Origin of the sequence: Duganella sp. Leaf61, assembly GCF_001421905.1 — a bacterium.
Classification (GTDB): Bacteria; Pseudomonadota; Gammaproteobacteria; order Burkholderiales; family Burkholderiaceae_D; genus Rugamonas; species Rugamonas zoogloeoides.
Genome location: NZ_LMLM01000023.1, coordinates 297127 through 316133 on the forward strand (window position 1 = coordinate 297127; position 19007 = coordinate 316133).

17 protein-coding genes and 1 tRNA gene are annotated in these 19007 nt (G+C 65.8%); 7 read left to right on the forward strand and 11 right to left on the reverse strand.

Features of this window, described 5'->3' with window-relative positions:
* Nucleotides 1-5: 5 nt before the first annotated feature.
* Nucleotides 6-914, forward strand: a complete 909-nt coding sequence (rsmI, locus tag ASF04_RS14345; RefSeq protein WP_056142826.1) for a 16S rRNA (cytidine(1402)-2'-O)-methyltransferase — start codon at nucleotides 6-8, stop codon at nucleotides 912-914.
* 23 nt (nucleotides 915-937) lie between these two features.
* On the opposite strand, the gene ASF04_RS14350 is transcribed toward rsmI, so the two are convergent.
* Nucleotides 938-1645, reverse strand: coding sequence for a hypothetical protein (locus tag ASF04_RS14350; protein ID WP_156368651.1), 708 nt, complete (start codon nucleotides 1643-1645; stop codon nucleotides 938-940).
* Nucleotides 1646-1768: 123 nt separating this feature from the next.
* Between ASF04_RS14350 and ASF04_RS14355 the strand changes: the two genes are divergently transcribed.
* The 3 genes from ASF04_RS14355 to ASF04_RS14365 all read left to right on the forward strand — a co-directional run bounded on the left by ASF04_RS14355 (nucleotide 1769) and on the right by ASF04_RS14365 (nucleotide 3411).
* A tRNA-Pro gene (locus tag ASF04_RS14355) sits at nucleotides 1769-1845 on the forward strand.
* A gap of 145 nt (nucleotides 1846-1990) precedes the next feature.
* Nucleotides 1991-2677, forward strand: coding sequence for a sensor histidine kinase (locus ASF04_RS14360; protein ID WP_056142832.1), 687 nt, complete (start codon nucleotides 1991-1993; stop codon nucleotides 2675-2677).
* Nucleotides 2674-3411, forward strand: a complete 738-nt coding sequence (locus ASF04_RS14365; RefSeq protein ID WP_056142835.1) for a LytTR family DNA-binding domain-containing protein — start codon at nucleotides 2674-2676, stop codon at nucleotides 3409-3411. Before ASF04_RS14360 ends, ASF04_RS14365 begins: the two co-directional genes overlap by 4 nt.
* 50 nt (nucleotides 3412-3461) lie before the next feature.
* Here ASF04_RS14365 and ASF04_RS14370 read toward each other — a convergent pair whose 3' ends face one another.
* The 10 genes from ASF04_RS14370 to ASF04_RS14415 all read right to left on the reverse strand — a co-directional run bounded on the left by ASF04_RS14370 (nucleotide 3462) and on the right by ASF04_RS14415 (nucleotide 14834).
* Nucleotides 3462-4373, reverse strand: a complete 912-nt coding sequence (locus tag ASF04_RS14370; protein ID WP_056142839.1) for a hydroxymethylglutaryl-CoA lyase — start codon at nucleotides 4371-4373, stop codon at nucleotides 3462-3464.
* Nucleotide 4374: 1 nt separating this feature from the next.
* Nucleotides 4375-5307 carry a glyoxylate/hydroxypyruvate reductase A gene (locus tag ASF04_RS14375; RefSeq protein WP_056142842.1) on the reverse strand — a complete coding sequence of 311 codons (933 nt, stop codon included), beginning with the start codon at nucleotides 5305-5307 and terminating at the stop codon, nucleotides 4375-4377.
* A gap of 14 nt (nucleotides 5308-5321) precedes the next feature.
* Complete coding sequence (locus ASF04_RS14380) at nucleotides 5322-7346, reverse strand: acetyl/propionyl/methylcrotonyl-CoA carboxylase subunit alpha (protein ID WP_056142845.1); 2025 nt, start codon at nucleotides 7344-7346, stop codon at nucleotides 5322-5324.
* A gap of 109 nt (nucleotides 7347-7455) precedes the next feature.
* Entirely contained in the window at nucleotides 7456-8505 is a 1050-nt protein-coding gene (bioB, locus tag ASF04_RS14385) for a biotin synthase BioB (RefSeq protein WP_056142848.1), read from the reverse strand.
* 30 nt (nucleotides 8506-8535) lie between these two features.
* Entirely contained in the window at nucleotides 8536-9393 is an 858-nt protein-coding gene (gene bioD / locus ASF04_RS14390) for a dethiobiotin synthase (RefSeq protein ID WP_156368652.1), read from the reverse strand.
* Nucleotides 9384-10583: an 8-amino-7-oxononanoate synthase gene (gene bioF / locus ASF04_RS14395; protein ID WP_056142851.1), complete on the reverse strand. Its 1200-nt coding sequence runs from the start codon at nucleotides 10581-10583 to the stop codon at nucleotides 9384-9386. Before bioF ends, bioD begins: the two co-directional genes overlap by 10 nt.
* Nucleotide 10584: 1 nt before the next feature.
* Nucleotides 10585-11913: an adenosylmethionine--8-amino-7-oxononanoate transaminase gene (gene bioA, locus ASF04_RS14400; protein WP_056142854.1), complete on the reverse strand. Its 1329-nt coding sequence runs from the start codon at nucleotides 11911-11913 to the stop codon at nucleotides 10585-10587.
* A gap of 23 nt (nucleotides 11914-11936) precedes the next feature.
* Nucleotides 11937-12722 carry an enoyl-CoA hydratase/isomerase family protein gene (locus tag ASF04_RS14405; protein ID WP_056142856.1) on the reverse strand — a complete coding sequence of 262 codons (786 nt, stop codon included), beginning with the start codon at nucleotides 12720-12722 and terminating at the stop codon, nucleotides 11937-11939.
* Between the two features lie 9 nt (nucleotides 12723-12731).
* Nucleotides 12732-14354 (reverse strand): carboxyl transferase domain-containing protein, encoded by a 1623-nt coding sequence (locus tag ASF04_RS14410; RefSeq protein ID WP_056142859.1) that lies wholly within the window; start codon nucleotides 14352-14354, stop codon nucleotides 12732-12734.
* Between the two features lie 39 nt (nucleotides 14355-14393).
* Entirely contained in the window at nucleotides 14394-14834 is a 441-nt protein-coding gene (locus ASF04_RS14415) for a YchJ family protein (protein WP_056142867.1), read from the reverse strand.
* Between the two features lie 143 nt (nucleotides 14835-14977).
* Here ASF04_RS14415 and ASF04_RS14420 point away from each other — a divergent pair, with 143 nt between their 5' ends.
* The 3 genes from ASF04_RS14420 (at nucleotide 14978) to ASF04_RS14430 (ending at nucleotide 18989) form a co-directional block, all read left to right on the forward strand.
* Nucleotides 14978-16258 carry an MFS transporter gene (locus tag ASF04_RS14420; RefSeq protein ID WP_019924167.1) on the forward strand — a complete coding sequence of 427 codons (1281 nt, stop codon included), beginning with the start codon at nucleotides 14978-14980 and terminating at the stop codon, nucleotides 16256-16258.
* 119 nt (nucleotides 16259-16377) lie between these two features.
* A complete protein-coding gene (locus ASF04_RS14425) occupies nucleotides 16378-17958 on the forward strand; it encodes a glycoside hydrolase family 10 protein (protein WP_229205064.1) in 1581 nt (526 codons plus the stop codon).
* Between the two features lie 152 nt (nucleotides 17959-18110).
* Nucleotides 18111-18989, forward strand: a complete 879-nt coding sequence (locus ASF04_RS14430; RefSeq protein ID WP_056143217.1) for an N-acetylglucosamine kinase — start codon at nucleotides 18111-18113, stop codon at nucleotides 18987-18989.
* Nucleotides 18990-19007: the final 18 nt, after the last annotated feature.

Genomic DNA, 19007 nt, shown 5'->3' on the forward strand with positions numbered 1-19007 from the left:
ACGATATGTCTGAAAATACTACCCGCGCCATTTCCGCCCTTCCTGTCTTGGAAGAAACAGCGCACCAGACCTATCCTAGCGCAACCTTGTACGTCGTGGCGACCCCCATCGGCAATGTCGCCGACATCAGTGTGCGCGCATTGCACGTTTTAAGCCTGGTCGATGCGGTCGCGTGCGAGGACACCCGCAACACCGCGCAACTGATGACGCGCTTCGGCCTGCACCGGCCGCTGATCGCCGCGCACCAGCACAACGAGCGCGAAGTGGCCGAGACCCTGATCGCGCGCCTGCAGGCTGGCGAGCGCATCGCGCTGGTCTCCGACGCCGGCACACCGGCCGTCTCCGATCCCGGTGCGCGCATTGTCGAGGCCGTGCGCGCGGCCGGCCTGCGCGTGCTGCCGCTGCCCGGCGCTTCGGCAGCGGTGACGGCGCTGTCGGCCAGCGGCCTGGTCAACGACCAGTTTTATTTTGTCGGCTTTTTACCGGCCAAGGCCAAACAGCGCGAGAATTTTCTCGCCACCTTGCGCACGGTAACCGCCACCATGGTGTTTTACGAAGCGCCGCACCGCATCCTCGACTGCGCCACCGCGCTGGCAGCCGTGTTCGAGCCGGAGCGCGAAGTGGTGTTCGCGCGCGAACTGACCAAGATGTTCGAGGAAATCCACCGCTGCCCGCTGTCCGAGGCCGAAGCCTGGATCCGTGCCGACGCCCACCGCGAAAAGGGCGAGTTCGTCGTGCTGCTGGCCGGCGCGCCTGCGCAGGACGAGGCCGGCGATGCCGAGGCGGAACGGATACTCAAGGTCTTGCTGACCGAGCTGTCGGTCAAGCAGGCGGCCGGGCTGGCCGCGCAGATCACGGGCAAGAAGAAAAATGCCTTGTACGAACTGGCGCTGACGTTCAAGCAGGAACAGTAAGCGGCAGGCACCACCACGGCAGCTCAGAGCTTGCAGCCATGGTCTTTCTTGTCGAGCAGCCAGAATAACGGCGTCAGCAGGTTGCCGCCGCCCTTCAGGCAGTCGGGCCGGCCGGCGCGCGCCATGTCTTTCTCGAGCTTGTTGCGGTCATCTTCCGGATAGAGCGGATGCGCTTGCAGCTGCGCGGCCAGGGTGCCGGGCGCCGGCTTTTCCACCGCCACCTTGCGCGCGGCCTTGCGTGCCGCCTCGATATCGAACGGTTTCGGTTCCGCCGGTGCGCGCAGCGGATCGTAATCGGCGCCGGCCGGCTTGGCGGTGTCGGCCACCACGGTGGTGTCGGTCGGGGCGGGTGTCGGCGCAATGGCAGTGATGGCAGTGATGGCCGCTGGCGTGCGGTCACGGTCGGCAGTGTCGTGCGGTCGCTGGCGGTTCTGGTTGCGCTCGCCTGGTTCGCGCCCGTTCCTGCGCTCGTGGGTGGCGGCCGCCTGGGTTGCCAGCCGTGGCGCCGCGTCCGGCTGCGCTGGAATGGCGGGCGCAGCAGGCCCAGGAGTGATCGCAGGCGTAGGCAGCAGCCACACCGTCATGGTGCGGTTGGGCGAAAGTTCCGGGGGCGGCATGGGGGCGGCCAGGCGGTAGCCGAAGATCAGCGCCGCATGCAGCGCCAGCGACACCAGGATGCCCGGCACGATGCTGCGGCGACGCATCGGTTCTGTCGACAACACTATGCTCATGGCCGGTCCTTTGTTCAGGTGCATGCATTTTATGTAAGTTCCTGTGTCTTGCACCGGTAAATGACATAAATATTTATGACGCCCTTGACGGAGGGTGCGGCAGCTTGTATTATCTTGCTTCTTCGGAGTGTAGCGCAGCCCGGTAGCGCACCTGGTTTGGGACCAGGGGGTCCAAGGTTCGAATCCTTGTACTCCGACCAAAATTTAAAATCCCGCCTGATGGCAACGTCAGGTGGGATTTTTCCATTGCGGCGACGGTTCTGTGTTGGACCGTATTCATCGGCCCAAACCGGCCCTCCATCGCACCGGCTGCAGCCGCGCCTGGCGCCGGCGTAGAATCCCGGCATGACGCCATTGTTCATCCCCCCGCTTTCGTCCATCACCCACGAGCCGCGCCTGGTATGGCGCTACCACGCGCAAACCCTGTTGCGCCACCTGACCTGCGCCGCGCTGCACGCCAAGCTGGCTGCCTTGCAGGCGCAGGTGGAGCCGCACTTCCTGTTCAACACCCTGGCCAACCTCAAGTACCTGGTGCGCACCGATAGCGCGCTGGCGAAGCAGATGCTCGACCACCTGGTCGGCTACCTGCACAACGCCATGCCCGACATGCGCCGCGTGTCGTCCACGCTGGGGCGCGAGCTGGCGCTGGCCGGCGATTATCTCGCCATCATGCGCATCCGCATGGGCGAGCGGCTCAGCTTCCGTATCGACGCCGATGAGGCGGTGCGCGCGCTGCCGTTCCCGCCGGCGATGCTGATCTCGCTGGTGGAAAACGCCATCAAGCATGGCCTGGAAAGCGCCACCCGTCCCGGCGAACTCGTGATCAGCGCCACGCTTGACGATGGCGCTTTGCGCGTGACGGTGGCCGACAACGGCGCCGGCCTGTGCGACGAACCGGGGCAGGGCGTGGGCCTGGCCAACATCCACGAACGCCTGCAACTGCTGTACGGCGCGCGCGCCTCGCTGACGGTGGTAGCGCCGCCAGCCGGCGGCGTGCAGGCGATGCTGGTGGTGCCGCAGGAGGCGGCATGATGCGCGCCCTGATCGTCGAAGACGAACCGCTGTTGCGCGCCGAACTGGCCGACCAGCTGGCGGCGCTGTGGCCCGAACTCGAGATTGCCGGCATGGCCGAAAACGGCATCGAAGCGGTGGCGCTGCTCGAATCGCTGCGGCCCGACATCGTCTTCCTCGACATCCAGATTCCCGGCCTGAACGGCATCGAGGTGGCGCGCCATGTGCCGCCGTCGGCGCAGATCGTGTTCGTCACCGCGTATGCGGAACATGCGCTGCATGCGTTCGAGGCTGGCGCCTGCGACTACCTGGTCAAGCCGCTCGACGCCGCGCGCCTGCTGCACACCATCAAGCGATTGAAATCACGCGGCGACGGCGTGCAGGCCATCGCCTCCGAAATATGGCGCCAGGCCATGCCGGCGTCGGCGCCCGTATTCCTCAAGTGGATCAAGGCGTCGTCGGGATCGTCGGTGCGGCTGCTGCCGGTGGGGGAGGTGCTGTACTTCCAGGCCGAGGACAAGTACACGCGCGTGGTCACCGCCAGCGGCGAAGCGTTGATACGCGTGCCGCTCAAGAACCTGGCCGCGCAGCTGGACCCGGCGCAGTTCACCCAGATCCACCGCGCCGCCATCGTCAACCTGCAGGCGGTGGACCGGATCGAGCGCCAGGGCGCGGGACTGCAAATCCACCTGCGCGGCCGGCGCGAAACACTGGCGGTGAGCGAGGCCTATGCGCGCCAATTCAGGCAGATGTAGCGGGAACCTCGACAAACCTGCTGCGCGGTCCGCTATCGCCGCTCCGTTGCTCAGCCAGCGTGCTTCGCTGCCAGCGCATTGCCCGCGCGGCTGGCGCTTTTGCGGCCCAGGAATTGCGAGATGAACTGGCCCGCATCGGCCACGATATCGAGGTCGATGCCGGTCTCGATGCCGAGGCCTTCCATCATATACAGCACGTCCTCGGTGGCGATGTTGCCGGTGGCGCCCTTGGCGTAGGGGCAGCCGCCCAGGCCCGCCACCGACGAGTGGTAGATCGAGATGCCCACTTCCAGGCTGGCGTAGATGTTGGCCAGGGCCTGGCCGTAGGTGTCGTGGAAGTGACCGGCCAGCGCGTCGATGGAAAACTCGCGCGCGGCGCGTTCCATCACGGTTTGGGTCTGGCGCGCGGTGGCCACGCCGATGGTGTCGGCGATGTCGATTTCGTCGCAACCGAGGTCGCGCATGCGGCGCACCACGTCGGCCACCGAATCAGGTGAGACCTCACCCTGGTACGGGCAGCCGAACGCGCAGCTGATGCTGCCGCGCAGGCGCAGGCCGTGCTGCTTGGCCGCCTGCGCCACGCTGTCGAAGCGGGCGATCGATTCGGCAATCGAGCAGTTGATGTTCTTTTGCGAGAAGGCCTCGGAGGCCGAGCCGAAAATCACCACCTCGTCCGCGCGCGCCGCCAATGCCGCGTCAAAACCCTGCATATTGGGCGTGAGGGCGGAATAGATGGTGCCGGGGCGGCGGTCGATGGCGGCCATCACGTCGGCGCTGGTGGCCATTTGCGGCACCCACTTGGGCGACACGAACGCAGCGGCTTCGATGTTGCGGAAACCGGCGCCGGACAGGCGGTTGACCAGCTCCGTCTTGACGGCGGCCGGTACGCTTTCCTTTTCGTTTTGCAGGCCGTCGCGCGGTCCCACTTCGACGATTTTCACTTGTTTTGGCAAGATGGCCATATCAGTATCCCAGGTTGCGGTCGACGATGTCGGCGACCGGTTGTCCGCTTTCGAAATTGCGGATTTTGTCGGCGATCTGCTGCACGCTTTCGCGCCGCAGCGTGAGCGCCGAAACATGCGGCGTGATGGTAATGCGCGGCTCCTGCCAGAACGGGTGCTGCGCGGGCAGCGGCTCGTTGCGGAATACGTCGAGCGTGGCAGCGGCAATGTGACCCGACTTGATCAGCGACAGCAATTCCGGCTCGGCGATGTGGGCGCCGCGCGCCACGTTGATCACGTACGCGCCGGCCGGCAGCTTGCCCAGGTTGGAGCGGTCGATCAGGTTATTGGTTTCGGGCGTCAACGGCAGCATGCACACCAGTACCCGGCTGCCGCGCAGGAAGGTGTCGAGGCCATCGAGGCCCTGGTAGCACTGCACGCCGTCGATGCGCTTCTCGGTGCGGCTCCAGCCGCGCAATGGGAAGCCGAACGGCGCCAGCGCTTCGATCACGCGCATGCCCAGCGCACCCAGTCCCAGCACGCCGATGGCGAAGTCTTCGCGGTTGTACGGCGGTAGCGCCGCCCAGATGCCGGCGCGCGCCTGCCGCTCGTAGTCGTCGAAGCGGCGGAAGTACCGCAGCACCGCGTGCGTGACATATTCCGCCATCTGCAGGCCCATGCCGGCGTCGCCAAGGCGGATGATGGGAATCTCGCGCGGGATCGCGTCGCCATAGCGCAGCAGCGCATCGACGCCGGCGCCGGTGTTGAAGATGGCCTTGACCTGGGCCAGCTCGGGCAGCATGGCTTCGGGCGGTGACCACACCACCGCGTAGTCGCACGGCTGGCTTTTTTCGCCGGCATGCCAGATCTCGAATTCCGCCTCGGGCAGGTATTTCGAAAAATCCTTGAGCCACGGCTCGGTCCTGCCGTCGGCGCGGTGCAGAAGTATGCGCATGATGTGCTCCCGTGTTATTCCGTTTTGAACGCCAGCAGCGGCGCGCCGTCGGCCACCTGGTCGCCCACGCCGTACAGGATCTCGTCGATCACGCCGTCGTGCGGCGCGGCGATGGTGTGCTCCATCTTCATCGCTTCCATGATCACCAGCGCTTCGCCGCGTTTGACCTGCTGGCCCTTGGCCGCCAGCACCGCCACCACCTTGCCCGGCATCGGCGCGGTGAGCCTGCCGGTATCGAGTTCCGCTTCGCCCGCGTGGGCCATCGGATCGTGGAACGTCAGCTGGTGGTGGGCGCCGCCGGTAAATACGTGCAGCACGTCGCCGTCGCGCCGCACCACGCCGTGGATGGTCTGCTCGCCGAGGCGGATGGCGTAGTCGTCGCCGTGGTGGGCGCTCAAGTGCAGCACCTGTGGGTCTGGTGCAGCGCCAGCGCTGAACAGCCAGCCGTCGGCGCGGTAGCTCAGGTGCGCGGTGTAATCGAATTCGTCGCTGAACGACAGCGCGCGCAGGTACGGCTGGTTCAGGCGCCAGCCGGTGGCGCTGCTCCACGGGTCGCCCGGGTGGTTGCCCTGGCTGGCCGCCTTGCCTTGTTCCGACGCCATCAACGCGGCGCAGGCCAGGGCCAGTGCCGCAGCGGGCGCCTCGGGTGCGGCCGTAAACAGGATGTCGTGATTGCGCTCGATCAGGCCCGTATCGAGATCGGCGGTGGCAAACGCCGTGCTTTGCACCAGGCGCTTGAGGAAGGCGACGTTGGTGGTCAGGCCCACCACCTGGTATTGCGACAGCGCCTGCGCCATGCGCGCGAGCGCCTGCTGGCGGTTGGCGCCCCATACGATCAGCTTGGCGATCATGGGGTCGTAGAACGGCGAGATGGCGTCGCCCGCGCGCACGCCCGAGTCGATGCGCACCGGGGCTGGCGCCTTGGCGTCGCCACCGAGTTCGAACATCACCGAGGCCGGTGTGCCCAGGTGGCGCAAGGTGCCGATCGACGGCAGGAATCCTTTATCGGGATTTTCGGCGTAGATGCGCGCTTCGATGGCGTGGCCGTGGATCGCCAGTTCGGCCTGCGTCTTGGGCAGCGGCTCGCCGGCGGCCACGCGCAGCTGCCACTCCACCAGGTCGGTGCCGGTGATCATTTCGGTAACCGGGTGCTCCACTTGCAGGCGCGTGTTCATCTCCATGAAATAGAACGAGCCGTCCTGGTTGGCGATGAATTCCACCGTGCCGGCGCCCACGTAGCCGACTGCGCGCGCGGCAGCAACTGCCGCCTCGCCCATGGCGGCGCGGCGCTCCTGCGGCAGGTTCGGCGCGGGCGCTTCTTCCAGCACTTTCTGGTGGCGGCGCTGCACCGAGCAATCGCGCTCGAACAGATAGATGCAGTTGCCGTGGGTGTCGGCAAACACCTGGATTTCGATGTGGCGCGGGCGTTGCAGGTATTTTTCGGCCAGCACCTGGTCGTCGCCGAAGGAGCTGACCGCTTCGCGCTTGCACGACGCTAGCGCGTCCTTGAACTGGGCCGAGCTGTCCACCACGCGCATGCCCTTGCCGCCGCCGCCGGCCGAGGCCTTGAGCAGGACCGGATAGCCGATGCGGTCGGCCTGCGCGTGCAGGAAGTCGGGGTCTTGCTGGTCGCCGTGGTAGCCGGGCACCAGCGGCACGTCGGCCTGCTCCATCAGCGTCTTGGCGGCGGACTTGGAGCCCATGGCGCGCATGGCGGACGCCGGCGGGCCGATGAACACCAGGCCGGCCGCTGCGCACGCCTCGGCAAAATCGGCATTCTCGGACAGGAAGCCGTAGCCGGGGTGGATCGCCTGGGCACCGGTTTCCCTGGCGGCGGCGATGATCTTGTCGCCGCACAGGTAGCTTTCCTTGGCTGGCGCTGGTCCGATCAGGATCGCTTCGTCGCAGCTGGCGACGTGCAGGGCATTGGCGTCCGCCTCCGAATAGACGGCGACGGTCTTGATGCCCAGGCGGCGCGCAGTGGCAGCGACGCGGCAGGCAATTTCACCACGGTTGGCGATCAGAATTTTGGTAAACATCGTCTCTCTCTTTGCAGCTCGTGGCTGGAAGTTTTTTTATGGAGGTCGAACACCGGCACCGCTTTGGTAATGCATGCGCCGGCTGTCACGCTGGTTCACACGCCGCGTATCAGCAGCCGCATTTCTCCTTCGGCGCCGATTCCAGCACGGTGCCACGGGTTTTCAGGCCCAGCTTGGCCAGCAGCTCGCGGTCGTCGTTCGCTTCCGGGTTGTCGGTGGTGAGCAGCTTGTCGCCATAGAAGATGGAGTTGGCGCCAGCCAGGAAGCACATCGACTGCACGGCTTCGCCCATTTGACGGCGACCAGCTGACAGGCGCACACGCGCCTTCGGCATGGTGATGCGCGCGACCGCAATGGTGCGCACGAATTCGAGCGGGTCGAGCGGATCGATACCGAACAAAGGCGTACCCTCCACCTGCACCAGGTGGTTGACCGGCACCGATTCGGGATAGGGATTGAGGTTGGCCAGCTGGGCGATCAGGCCGGCGCGTTGCAGGCGCGTTTCGCCCATGCCCACGATGCCGCCGCAGCACACCTTTAAACCCGCTTCGCGTACGTGGCCCAGGGTGTCGAGACGGTCCTGGTATTCGCGGGTGGAGATCACGTTGTCGTAGAACTCGGGCGCGGTATCGAGGTTGTGGTTGTAGTAATCGAGGCCGGCATCTTTCAGGCGCTGCGCCTGCTTTTCTTCCAGCATGCCGAGGGTGGCGCAGGTTTCCAGGCCCAGCGCCTTCACTTCACGCACCATCTCTTCGACCTTGTCCATGTCGCGCTCTTTCGGGCTGCGCCAGGCGGCCCCCATGCAAAAACGCGTGGCGCCGTTGTCCTTGGCCTGCTGGGCCGCTGCCAGCACGGTGTCGATGTCGAGGATTTTCTTCGCTTCGACGCCGGTGTCGTAGCGCGCTGCCTGCGGGCAGTAGCCGCAGTCTTCCTCGCAGCCGCCGGTCTTGATCGACAGCAGGGTGGCCAGTTCGACGTCGCCGTCCGGGAAGTTGACGCGGTGCGTTTGCTGCGCGCGGAACATCAGGTCATTGAACGGCAGCTCGAACAGTGCCAGCACGTCGTCGATCGGCCAGGTGGCTGCCGGCGGCAGGGTGATGGCGGCGGTCGGGCGGTGCAGGGCGACGACTTTCGGTTCTTGGAGAGTGTTCGTGGACATCGGTTTTCCTTCGTGGTTCAAGTGTTTGGTTCAGGTGTTTTTCTGTGCCGGCCAGTCGGGCAGCATCGTGAAGTCGAGATAAGCGGCGGCAGCTTGCGCGGTCGGTTGTTCCAGGCGCGGCACGCGGCCCAGCAGTGGTGCGTCGATGCGCTGTTCGAGTGCGGCGATATTTTCGTCGGCAAAGGCCATGTCGGCCTGGGTCTCGTTGGCCACCCAGCCGGCCAGTACCAGGCCGCGCGCGGCGATCGCTTCGACCGTCAGGAGCGCGTGGCTGATGCAGCCCAGGCGCAGGCCCACCACCAGCACCACCGGCAAATCCAGTTGCTCGGCCAGGTCGGCGGTGTCGAATTCGTCGTTGAGCGGCACGCGGAAGCCGCCCACGCCTTCCACCACCACGGCGTCGGACGCGGCGTTGATTTCCACGTAGGCGGCCAGGATCGGCACCGGCGAAATCTCCACGCCCTCCAGGGCGGCGGCGATGTGCGGCGCGGCCGGTTCGCGCAGCAGGAACGGCGTGGTGATCGATGGCTGCAGGTGGACATTGCCGGCGGCAGCCAACTGGTCGCAGTCGTCGTTGTGCCATACGCCGTCGCGCAGTTCGGCGCCGGCAGCCACCGGCTTCATGCCGCAGGCGCGCACGCCCGCCTGCACCAGCGCGTGCAGCATCGCCGACGAGATCAGCGTCTTGCCGATCTCGGTGTCGGTGCCGGTGACGAAGCAGGAAAAGCGTGGCGGCAGGGCGGCTGCCGCCACGGCGGCCGATGCTGCGGTCTGGGCGTTGGCCTCGTCAGTGGCGTCGGCCTCCAGGTCGAGCACGACCGCGCCGGTCACTTCGGCGTCCGCCGGCGGGGTATCGACTATCAGGGGGGCGTCGAGATTCATGTCCATTCCTTTTCCAGTGCATTGATCGCGGCGCTCAGTTGCGCCACTTCCGTGGTGCTATGGCCAGCGCAGAGCGTTACCCGCAGGCGCGCGGTACCCGGCGCCACGGTGGGGGGACGGATCGTGCCTACCCAGAGTCCCTGCTCGTACAGGGCGGCGCCGGCGCGCATGGTTTCGGCATTATCGCCGATCAGGATGGGCTGGATCGCGGTGGCCGATGGAAGGCGTTGCCAGCGTTGCAACTGCAGGCCGGTACGGGCATCGTCCAATTGTGCCACCAATGCCTGCAAGTGGGCGCGGCGCTTGGCGCCTTCCGCTCCTTCGATCAGATCCAGGCTGGCCAGCAGCGCATGGGCCATGGCCGGCGGCGCGGCGGTGGTGAAGATATACGGACGGGCTTTTTGCACCAGCGTGTCGATTACCGTCTCGTGGGCGGCCACAAAGGCGCCACCGATGCCGGCGGCCTTGCCCAGGGTGCCCATGTACACCAGGTACGGCGAGTGCAGGTCGAAGTGTTCGAGGGCGCCGTGGCCGCGCGCACCGAGCATGCCGAAACCGTGGGCATCATCGACCACCAGCCAGGCGTTGTGCTGTTCGCACAGCGCCAGCAGTTCCGGCAGCGGCGCCAGGTCGCCATCCATGCTGAACACGCTGTCGGTGACCACCAGCCGGGTGGTGGCGTTGCTGGCCTTGAGCATGGCCTCCAGCGCGGCCAGGTCGGCGTGCGGGTACACCTGCACGCGGGTGCGCGACAGGCGGGCACCGTCGATCAGCGAGGCGTGGTTGAGCGACTCCGAGAAAATCTCGGCATCGCGGTCGCCCGCCGTCAGGCCACTGATGATGGCCAGGTTGGCCATGTAGCCGGTGCAGAAGGTGAGCGCGCGCGGCTGCTCCAGGTGCGCACCGACGAAATCGGCCAGGCGGTCTTCCAGCAGCGCGTGCGGGCGCGCATGGCCGCTGATCAAATGCGAAGCGCCGCTGCCGGCACCGTAGCGCGCGGCGCCTTCGCGCAACGCCTCGACCAGCACCGGGTGGTTGGCCAGGCCCAGGTAGTCGTTGCTGCAAAAGGCCAGCAGTTCGCGGCCATCGACCGTCACGCGCGGACCGCACGGCGTATCGACCGTGCGGCGGCGGCGGATCAGGCTGCGTTCGTCGAGCGCTTGCAGCTGGTGCGAGAGTTGGGCAAGCAGCTTCATCTCAACCTGCCATCGTTTTGTCGAACACGGCCAGCGTGTTGGCGGCCAGGCCGGCGATTTCTTCGTCGTCCAGGATGTAAGGCGGCATCAGGTACACGGTGGCGCCGATGGGGCGCATCAACAGTTCGTGTTCCACTGCCTTGGCAAAGAAGCGGCGCGAAAAATCCGGGGTGGCGTCAATCGCATCGAACGCCCAGATCATGCCGCGGTTGCGGAAGTTGCGCACCCTGGCGTGTTGTGCCAGCGGTTGCAGGGCGGCGGTCAGCTTGGCCGACTTGACGCGGTTGGCAGCCAGCACATCGTCTTCCTCGAAGATTTGCAGGGTAGCCAGGGCGGCGCGGCACGCCAGCGGGTTGCCGGTGTACGAGTGCGAGTGCAAAAAGCCGCGCGTGACGTCATTGCTGTAAAACGCCTGGTAGATCTCGGCGCGCGTCATCACCAGCGACAGCGGCAAATAGCCGCCGCTGATGCCCTTGGACAGGCACACGAAGTCGGGCCACACGCCGGCCTGCTCGCAGGCGAAGAAGGTGCCGGTACGGCCGCAGCCGACGGCGATTTCGTCGAGGATCAGGTGCACCGAGTATTGGTCGCACAGCGCGCGCACCAGTTGCAGGTACAGCGGGTCGTGCATGGCCATGCCGGTGGCGCATTGCACCAGCGGTTCGATGATGATGGCGGCGATTTTTTCCGATTTTTCCTGGAACAGGCGCTCGACATCGGCGGCGGCGCGGCGGGCCATATCTTCGGCGGTTTCGCCGTCACGGGCCTGGCGCGCGTCCGGCGACATCACGGTTTGCGAGGCGCGCAGCAGCGGGCCGTAAGCGTCCTTGAACAGCGCGACGTCGGTAACGGCCAGCGCCCCGATGGTCTCGCCGTGGTAGCTGCCCTTGAGGCAGACGAATTCCTGCTTTGCCGTCTTGCCGTGGTTGCGCCACGAATGAAAACTCATCTTGAGGGCGATTTCCACGGCGGAGGCGCCGTCGCTGGCGTAGAAACTGTGGCCCAGCACCCCGCCGGTCAATGCCGACAGTTTTTCGGACAGCTCGATCACCGGCTCGTGGGTAAAGCCGGCCAGCATTGCGTGTTCCAGAGTATCGAGTTGATCCTTCAACGCCGCGTTGATGCGCGGGTTGGCGTGGCCGAACAGGTTGACCCACCAAGAGCTGATGGCGTCGAGGTAGCGGCGGCCTTCATGGTCGTACAGCCACGCACCCTGGCCGCGCTTGACCGGGATCAGCGGCACGGTTTCGTGGTGCTGCATCTGGGTACACGGATGCCAGACGCTGCGCAGGCTGCGCGTGACCCATTCGCTTTGATTATTCAATTCCAAAACAACTCCAATACGTTTATTTCCTAATTTAGCCAGGCCGGCTTGCGTTTCTCGAGGAACGACGCCACGCCTTCGCGGCCTTGTTCCGAGGCGCGGATGGCGGCGATGCGCGCGGCGGTATCGTCCACCAGCGCATCATCGACCGGGCGTCCCGCCACCTCGCGCACCAGCGTTTTCGCCTGGCGCACGGCGGCGGGGCTGTTGTTGACCAGCGCTTGGACAATCTCGGCCACCGTGGCGTCGAGCGCAGCGCCGCTAACCACTTCGTGGGTAAAGCCGATGTGCAGCGCGGTGGCGGCCGTAAAGCGTTCGGCCGTCAAAAAGTACCGGCGCGCCGCCTGCTCGCCCATGGCCTTGATCACGTACGGCGCAATGGTGGCCGGGATCAGTCCCAGCTTCACTTCGCTCAGACAAAACTGCGCTTCATCCACTGCCACGACGATGTCGCACGCGGCCACCAGGCCCATGCCGCCAGCGTAGCAGTCGCCCTGCACGCGCGCGACCACCGGCTGCGGGCACTCGTAGATCGTGCGCAGCATGGTGGCCAGTTGCAGCGCATCGGCGTGGTTTTCGGCGTGGGTGTAGCCCGCCATTTTCTTCATCCAGTTCAAATCGGCGCCGGCGCAAAAGGCCGGGCCGTTGGCGGCCAGGACGATGGCGCGCACCGACTCGTCGGCGCCCAGCGCGCTGAAAGCCTGCGTCAGTTCGGCGATGGTCGCCTCGTTGAAGGCATTGCGCACGTCTGGACGATTGAGGGTGACCGTAGCCAAGTGGCTGGCGCGTTCGATGGTCAGGGTGTCGTAGGTCATGGCCGCTCCTTACATCCGGAAGATACCGAATTTGGTGTCTTCGATCGGCGCATTGAGCGCGGCGGACAAGCCCAGGCCCAGCACCGTGCGGGTGTCGGCCGGATCGATCACGCCATCGTCCCACAGGCGCGCGGTGGCGTAATACGGGTGGCCCTGATCTTCGTACTGCTGCTTGATCGGCTGCTTGAACGCGGCTTCTTCGTCCGCCGACCAGGTGCCACCCTTGGCCTCGATGCCGTCGCGCTTGACGGTGGCCAGCACGCTGGCCGCCTGGTCGCCGCCCATGACGGAGATGCGCGCATTGGGCCACATCCACATGAAGCGCGGCGAAAAGGCGCGGCCGCACATGCCGTAATTGCCGGCGCCAAAACTGCCGCCGATGATGACGGTGAACTTGGGCACGGCAGCGGTGGCGACGGCCGTGACCATCTTGGCGCCGTGGCGGGCGATGCCTTCGTTTTCGTACTTGCGGCCCACCATGAAGCCGGTGATATTTTGCAGGAACACCAGCGGGATCTTGCGCTGCGCGCACAGCTCGATGAAGTGCGCGCCCTTGACGGCGGATTCCGAGAACAGGATGCCATTGTTGGCGATGATGCCGACCTTCATGCCGAAAATGTGGGCGAAGCCGCATACCAGCGTGGCGCCGAAGCGCGCCTTGAATTCGTCGAACTCGCTGCCATCGACGATGCGGGCGATCACTTCGCGCACATCGAACGGCTTGCGGGTGTCCACCGGAATCACGCCATACAGTTCTTCGGCCGGGTACTTCGGCTCCACCACGGCACGGATGGCGCCCTGCTGTGGCTTGATGCGGTTCAGATTGGAGACGATGGTGCGCGCCAGCGACAGCGCATGCAAATCGTTCTGCGCCAGATGGTCGGCCACGCCGGACAGGCGGGTGTGGACATCGCCACCGCCCAGGTCTTCGGCCGTGACCACTTCACCGGTGGCGGCTTTCACCAGCGGCGGGCCGCCGAGGAAAATCGTGCCTTGCTCCTTGACGATGATCGACTCGTCGCTCATGGCCGGCACGTAGGCGCCGCCGGCGGTGCACGACCCCATCACCACGGCGATTTGCGGGATGCCCTTGGCCGACAGGTTGGCCTGGTTGTAAAAGATGCGGCCGAAGTGGTCGCGGTCGGGGAAGACGTCGTCCTGGTTGGGCAGGTTGGCGCCGCCCGAGTCGACCAGGTAGATGCAGGGCAGGTGGTTCTGGTCGGCGATTTCCTGCGCGCGCAGGTGTTTTTTGACCGTGATCGGGTAGTACGTCCCGCCCTTGACGGTGGCGTCGTTACAGACGATCACGCATTCCTGGCCGGCCACGCGGCCGATGCCGGTGATGATGCCGGCGGCCGGCGCCGCATCGACGCCATTGCCATCCTGGTACATGCCGTAGGCGGCCATTTGCGACAGTTCGAGGAACGGCGTGCCGGGATCGAGCAGCATTTGCACGCGGTCGCGCGGCAGCAGCTTGCCGCGCGCGACGTGTTTGGCGCTGGCAGCGGCGCCGCCGCCCTGGGCGATGGCGGCCACCTTGGCGCGCAAGTCGTCCACCACCGCCTGCATGGCGGCGATATTGGTCTTGAAATCTTCGCTACGGGGATTGAGCTTGGTGTCGATCTGCGGCATGGTTTTCCTTTGCGCGTGGTCTCGCACGCGTCGTGTGGTTTATTGCGGAAAATGTCCGTCAACGTAAAACCAGCGCAGGGCGCCACCGATAGCGTCAGGTTCACGCACGAAGTTGCTGATCTCGTGCAGGCGCTCGGCGCGGCCGCCGACCTTGAACCGTGCCACGAACTCCACCGTATCGCGATCCTGGTCTGCCTCTTCTGCTTTACGTTGACGTAAACGTAAAGCAGATTTTACCTCAAGTCCCAGCCATTGCAGTTTTTCCTCGGCACCAAACAAGGGCTCGGCTGGCCGGGTGCTGGCATGCCAGGTGGCCAGCAGGTACGGCTCGTTGCGCTGGCCATAGGCGGTATAGCGCGAGCGCATCAGCGCTTCGGCCGTGGGCGCGATGGCGGACCCGTCTATGTACGGGCCGCAGCAGGTAGCCAGCGAGGGGCCGCCGCAGGGGCAGCCGGTAGGCGCGGAAGACTTCTTGGACATGGATGCACGGTGGGCAGGTCTGACAAGCGAGCATTATCCGCCAAATGGCGCGCTTGCGCCCGGCGCGAAGTTACACCAGATGAAGAAATAACAGGTGCCGCCCCGGAGGTCCGCCTTTACACTAGCGCCGGGAGGAATATCGTATGAATCAAAGCAGTACGCAGCAACGCAGCCCGTGGGCCTGGGTGCCCAGCGTGTCATTCAGCCAGGCTGTGCCCTACGTGGCGGTGATGCTGCTGTCCACCGTGATGTACAAGAACCTGGGCGTCTCCAATGACGACCTGGCGTTTTATACCTCGTGGCTGTACCTGCCGTGGGTGCTCAAGCCGCTGTGGTCGCCCATCGTCGACCTGTTTGGCACCAAGCGCCACTGGACCGTGCTGATGCAGCTGGTGTCGAGTGCGGCGCTGGCGGCGGTCGCCTTTACCTTGCATTTGCCGCAATTTTTTGCGCTGAGCCTGGCCGTGCTATGGCTGATGGCGTTTGCCTCCGCCACGCACGACATCGCCTCGGACGGCTATTACATGCTGGGCTTGCCTTCGCAGCACCAGCAGGCCGCCTTTGTCGGCGTGCGCAGCGCATTTTATAAACTGGCGATGATTGCCGGGCAGGGCGGGCTGGTGTACCTCGCTGGCGAACTGATCAAGTCGAGCAACGATCCGGCCTACGCGTGGTCGGTGGTGTTCGGCATCACGGCAGCGATTTTCCTGGCGCTGTGCGCGTACCACCAGCTGGTGCTGCCGCGCCCGCAGGGCGACCACAGCACGGCCAAGACCGGCGCGCTGTGGACGGACTTTATCGAAACCTTCCGCAGTTTTTTCCGCAAGAAGGGCATCGTTTCCATCATCGGCTTCCTGCTGCTGTACCGGCTCGGTGAGGCGCAGCTGCTCAAGATGGCGGCGCCGTTCCTGCTCGATCCGCGCGAGCAGGGCGGGCTGGGCTTGACCACGTCCGAGTTCGGCCTGGTGTACGGCACCATTGGCGTGGCGGCGCTGGTGCTGGGCGGCATTGCCGGTGGCATCGTGATCGCCCGCTTCGGCCTGAAAAAGGCGATCTGGCCGATGTTGTTCATCATGCACGTGCCGGACCTGGTGTTCGTGTACCTGGCCACGGCCATGCCCACCAGTATCGAAGTGATTGCCGGCTGCCTGGCGGTGGAGCAATTTGGCTACGGCTTCGGCTTTGCCGCCTTCATGCTGTACATGATCATGGTGGCCGACGGCGAACACAAGACTGCCCACTACGCGATCTGCACCGGCTTCATGGCGCTGGGCATGATGCTGCCAGGAATGATCAGCGGCAAGCTGCAACACCTGCTCGGTTACCAGAACTTTTTCATCTGGGCATGTATTTCAACGTTGCCCGCGTTTTTCATGACTGCACTGGTGGAAATCAAGCCCGGATTCGGTAAGAAGCAGGGCTAGAAAATGGCGGCGACCGCATTACAATACGACGCTCAATTGGATCGGGGAATGTTTTGGTATTTAATGCGAAGAAACGGCTGACCTTGACCGCTGGCGTGGCCGGCGCCGTGGCTGCCATCATGCAGGGATGTTCGAGCACGCCGACTGCGGTGGTGCCCGAAGGGCCCGCCGCGCCGGCTGCCCCTGGCGCACTGCCGCCGCCGGTCACACCGACACCGGCCAGCCTGGTCACGCCGCCGCCAGCGCCGCGCGAGTTCCGCGCCGCCTGGATATCGACCGTCGCCAATATCGACTGGCCCAGCCGCAGTAATCTGACGGCTGAAAAGCAGCAGGCCGAAGCCATCGCCATCCTCGAGCGTTGCAAGCTGCTCAACCTGAACGCGATCGTGCTGCAAGTGCGGCCCAGCGCCGACACCATCTACCCGTCCGCGCTCGAGCCGTGGTCGGAGTTCCTGACTGGCCAGCAGGGTCGCGCACCCACCTACGATCCGCTGCAATTCTGGATCGAGCAGGCCCATGCACGCGGACTGGAACTGCACGCGTGGTTCAACCCGTACCGCGCGCGCCATGCCACGGCCAAGTCGCCGCTGGCGTCCAACCACATGTCGTTTACCCATCCCGAAGCGGTCAAGACGTATGGCCGCTACCTGTGGATGGACCCGGGCGAGCCGGCCGCCGCCCAGCGCACGCTGGACGTGATCCTCGACGTGGTGCGTCGCTATGATATCGATGGCGTTCACATCGACGATTATTTCTATCCGTACCCGATCGACAATACCAATACTGCCGGCGCCGAGGGCGTGGCGCTCGAGGGCGGCAATGGCGCCCGCCGCGAACTCGATTTCCCGGACGAGCCGTCGTGGCAGCGCTACCTGCTTGGCGGCGGTGCGCTCGACCGTCCGCACTGGCGGCGCCAGAACGTCAACGCGCTGATCGAGGCGCTGTACAAGGGCATCCACCGCGAGAAAAGCTGGGTGCGCTTTGGCATCAGCCCGTTCGGCATCGGCCGGCCCGACCGCCGGCCCAACGGCATTGTCGGTTTCAGCCAGTACGACAAGCTGTATGCCGACGCCGAACTGTGGCTCAACAACGGCTGGCTCGACTACCTGGCGCCGCAGCTGTACTGGCCGGTGGCGCAGGCGCCGCAGGCGTTTGGCGTGCTGCTCGACTACTGGCTGGCGCAAAACACGTATGCACGCCACGTATGGCCGGGCCTGTACACGAGCCGCATCGACAACAGCGCCAAGTCGTTTGCGCCCGACGAAATCGTCAAGCAGATCGGCGTTACCCGCACCCGCGCCGGCACCCGTGGCCATGTGCATTTCAGCATCGCGCCGCTGATGGAAAACCGCAAGGGCATCACCGATCAATTGCGCGCCCGCGCCTATCAGAGCGCGGCGCTGGCGCCGGCCACGCCCTGGCTCGGTTCCGACCTGCCCACGGCGCCGAAAGCGACCGCGCGGCGCGAAGCCAACGGTACCGGCTTGCGCCTGTTTGCCGGCGCCGGCAAGCCGGTCAGCCATTACGCGATCTGGTCACGCTACGGCGCCGAATGGCGCTTCGCGGTGGCACCCTCGTCGCGCACGGTGCTGCTGCTGCCCGACGACGCCGTTGCCGGCGCCGCCCAGGCGGTGGTGGTGAGCGCGGTGGACCGGCTCGGCAACGAGAGCGTGCGCGTGACTGTCAGCCTGCAGGCATGACGGTGGAAGCAGACCCAAACGCTACCGCAAGCGCAATGGCGCAAGCACCACCAGTATTGCCAGCGCCAGCCGCACTGCCGGTACCCGCACCTGTTGCAGCAGCGCGGGCACCAGCACCAGTCTTCGCTCCGGCCCCGTTCTCCGCGCTCGGCATCGACGCTGGCGGTACGCAAACGCGTTGGGCGCTGGTCGATGGTGTTGGAGCTATCATGGCAGAAGGCTTCGTGGCCGGCATCTCCGCCAACCAGATGGCGTCTGCCGCTGGCGTGGCGGCAGTGCGCACCGTGCTGGCCGAACTGGCCGCGCAGGTACGGGCGGCCGGCATTCCCTCGTTCGTCTGCGCCGGACTGACCGGTTTCGACGGCGCTTCTGCCGCGCCTGCCTTGCTGCTGGCCGAAGCGCTGGGCATTAATCCAGCAGTGGTGACGGTACGCAGCGACATCGACATCGCCTATCTCGCCAGCTTTGCGCCGGGAGAGGGGTACCTGGTGTACGCTGGCACCGGTTCGATCGCGGCGTGGATAGACGAAGAGGGCCGCCTGCACCGCGCCGGTGGCCGCGGCGTCACGCTGGACGATGGCGGTGGCGGTTTCTGGATCGCGCGCGAAGCGATGCGCCACATCTGGCGCCGCGAGGATGAACAGCCGGGCGCTTGGGAACAGTCGCCGCTGGCGCGCGCGGTGTTCGACCACGTGGGCGGCAGCGACTGGGCATACTCGCGCCAGTTCATCTATGGCCAGGACCGCGGTGCGATTGGCCGTCTGGCGCTGGCGGTCGCGCAGGCGGCGGACAGCGATCCGGTGGCGCGCGCCATTCTCGAACAGGCCGGGCAGGAACTGGCGCGTATCGCGCTGGCGCTGGTGGGGCGCTACGGCGCGCGGCCGATTGCCGTGAGCGGCCGCGCCGCCACGCTGCATCCGGCCATCGTGCAGGCGATGCGCGCGGCGCTGCCGGCGGAGCTTTCACTCCAGCAAATAAGTGGTCCGGCGCACCACGCGGCGGCGCGGATTGCACTACACTCCCACGCATGAGCATGTTGCTGCCACCAC